Consider the following 1,855-nt stretch of genomic DNA (forward strand, 5'->3'; position numbering starts at 1 on the left):
ATGAAGTACGCATGGCTGCCGTTGAGTGCTTACCTTTCGTTTGATCACCTCTGTGAAGAGGTACACCGGCTATTGGGTAGCTATGAAGCTGATCACGCGATTAATTTTGAATAAGCACTTATGACAGCGAACCTCCGGGCTTTCTCAAAGGTAGCTCCAGAAACTATTCAGGGTCGAGTACGTCGGCTTAGGCAATATCTAGAGTGGCTATTTGATGAATTTCACGGAGGAAAGGTAGTTACTGACGAAGTCGAGGATCGCTTTCATAAATTGATCTCAAAATTAAAGCTTGATGAGCAATCGTTTGGCCGAAATTCGGATTTCAATCCTGTCTCAACTACCGATTCGGTAATACCTGACAGCGTATTCGAAAGCCTACAAGAAATGATCCTTCCTGAGTCTAAGCACAATCCCTTTAAGTCTTCCAAAGTAAGAAACTATCTGATTGTTTCACTGCTTGAGCAGACGGGCATCCGGCGCGGGGCGCTCGCAAAAATTAAGATATCAGATTGCCGGTTTCATGGTAGCTATGACCGAATATCTATCTATCGTTCGCGTGGCGCGGATGTTAGCGATCCCCGACTAGAAAAGCCAAATCAAAAGACTCGTTCCCATGAACCTGAATCCGTGAAGCCGGCGCCGACACTTTCCCTATCACCGCCAGCGAGCACTTTTTGATCATTCGCCCGTGCAAGTTGGCTTTCGCAAGCCCGTTATTGCCAAAACCCACCGTGCTGATCGGTGCTGACGGCCCGTTTTGTCATGCCTTTCCACCCGCCAGGCACGACATATCTGGCGATCGCGTGTCGCTTGGAACTGCTTGTGGATAGAGTGTCGCCGATTGACGGTCAGCATGGCGTTCCTCGTGGATAACGCAGTCGGCTCCGCAGCGTCTTGAGCACCGTCATGCGCCCGATATCCTGCCCGAAGTCGAGGATGATCTGCCGTGCCTTGTGAATCACGAGAGCCGCACGGTGCACCAGCTCTTGTAGCACGGTGCGCAGCCGGCGCCGCTTGGCCGGGTGGCGAACCGGGCTCAGCTCGCCGGTCATGCCCAGCTGTCCCATCAGGCGCAGGATGTTGTAGGCCAACTGGGCGAGATGCAGGATCAGATCGTTGGTGGCGAACTTGCCGGACGGCAAGCGCTCCAGGTCGAGATCGGTCTTGATCTCGCTGTGAAACTGCTCATGGGTGGCATGCGCCTGGTAGCGCTTGATCACCGCCTCCGGCGCCTCGTCCAGGCTGGTCCACCAGCCTTCCAACTCATAGTCCGGTTCGAGCAGCAACTGGCCATCGCGATCGGCGGTGCGCTCGACCAGGCGCATCACGCGTTGGACGACGTATTCGGTCTTGTTGTCGTCGTGGATCGAGACGGTCTGCGTCCACAGCGCCTGGCGCTTGCCAGGACGCAGCTCTTCCCAGTAGTCCGCCGCCACCGCCAGCCAGGTATCTCGATCAGCCGTGGCCGAGCCACGCGGGTTCCATTTGACGACATAGTCGAGCCGGCGGTCCCCGTCGGCAAAGGCTTGCCGCTGCTGTTCGAGAAGCGCCAGGTGCGCCTGACTGTCGAAGCCGCTGTCCTCGCGTAGCAGGATGGGGTGTTCGGTCAAACCCTGGGCGCGCGGCAGCACCCGCTCCAGGAAGGCGTTGCTTTCCTTCATGGTGTGCTGCTTGCCGGGGCGCAGCTCCAGGCCCAGACACCACCCTTCGTTGCCCAGATAGGCGGCGATCGGTGTGTAGCCATCGACCTTCTGGTAGGTCCGCGAGACGCCTTCCTTCTTCGAGTTGCTGTTGTCCATGACGAAGGTGTCGATGTCCAGGCAGACGTGCGTCGTCTCGGCGGTGATCGGTGCTT

The 1,855-nt window shown here is 56.9% G+C and carries 2 protein-coding genes and 1 pseudogene; 2 read left to right on the forward strand and 1 reads right to left on the reverse strand.

Translation table 11 applies throughout. The features are described from left to right. Together V8L70_RS22720 and V8L70_RS22725 are read left to right on the forward strand one after the other, a co-directional pair. Positions 1 to 114 (forward strand): annotated as a pseudogene (locus V8L70_RS22720) (IS630-like element ISHsp2 family transposase); the annotation flags it as partial. 6 nt (positions 115 to 120) lie between these two features. After that, positions 121 to 678: a site-specific integrase gene (locus tag V8L70_RS22725; protein ID WP_336270703.1), complete on the forward strand. Its 558-nt coding sequence runs from the start codon at positions 121 to 123 to the stop codon at positions 676 to 678. 170 nt (positions 679 to 848) lie between these two features. Here the strand turns inward: V8L70_RS22725 and V8L70_RS22730 are convergent. After that, a partial coding sequence (locus tag V8L70_RS22730; RefSeq protein ID WP_336270704.1) for an IS1380 family transposase occupies positions 849 to 1,855 on the reverse strand: 1,007 nt, incomplete at its 5' end.

It is taken from the genome of Vreelandella arctica (assembly GCF_037070215.1).
GTDB classification, from domain to species: domain Bacteria; phylum Pseudomonadota; class Gammaproteobacteria; order Pseudomonadales; family Halomonadaceae; genus Vreelandella; species Vreelandella arctica.

Excerpts from the sequence above, each read along its gene's own strand:
- V8L70_RS22725 (WP_336270703.1), top strand. The coding sequence starts at position 121 with ATGACAGCGAACCTCCGGGCTTTCTCAAAGGTAGCTCCAGAAACTATT.